1 protein-coding gene is annotated in these 799 nt (G+C 55.1%); it reads left to right on the top strand.

The genetic code is table 11. The features are described 5' to 3' along the window. A partial coding sequence (locus ACT3UA_RS18960) for an IS1634 family transposase (protein WP_444617887.1) occupies positions 1-799 on the top strand: 799 nt, incomplete at both ends.

Here is a 799-nt window from a genome sequence, read left to right as displayed (position 1 = left end):
GTGGACCCGGCCGGGTTCCCGCTGGAAATGCATATGTTTGCCGGGAACAAGGCCGAGACCACCACGATCGTTCCGGTGGTCCAAGCGTTTCAGGAGCGGCACGGTATCACCGACATGGTGGTCGTCGCTGATGCCGGCATGCTCTCCGCCGCGAATCTGACCGCTTTGGAAGATGCTGGGTTCAAATTCATCGTCGGCTCGCGTATGGCCAAAGCACCTTATGACTTGCAAGAACATTTCGATACGAAGGGCAACCGGTTCGCCAACGGGCAGATCCTGGAATCGAAGCGCGTCATGGGCACCGGTGCAAAAGGCCGAGAACGCCGAGTGATTTATCAATGGTCTGCGAAGCGTTTCGTCACTGATAATCGGAACATCAACCTGATGGAACGCCGTGCCATGGGCATTGCTGAAGGCACAAGCCAGATGCGTAAAGCACGGTTCGTGAAAACGACCGGGACGAAGCCTGAAGTCGATGAGGCACGTATTGAGCGTGCCCGTATGCTGGCCGGATTGAAGGGCTACGTCACGAATATTGACCAGTCGGTGATGAAAGGTCAGCAGGTCCTTGATTCGTACCATGACCTCTGGCAGGTTGAAGCGTCATTCCGTATGACCAAGAGTGACCTTTCCGCTCGTCCGGTGTTCCACAGGGATGAGGACGCCATTGATGCTCATTTGACTGTGGTGTTCGCTGCGTTGGCGATTGGCCGGCATTTGCAGGAGATCTCTGGGATGAGTTTGAAGCGGATTATCACTGATTTGAAGGGTGTTCGTTCGGCGAAAATCCAGGTCAATG

Source organism: Glutamicibacter sp. 363 (genome assembly GCF_052379505.1).
Lineage (GTDB): Bacteria > Actinomycetota > Actinomycetes > Actinomycetales > Micrococcaceae > Glutamicibacter.
The sequence above is the reverse complement of the archived record's forward strand: the minus strand, read 5'-3'. Positions and strand labels throughout refer to the sequence as shown.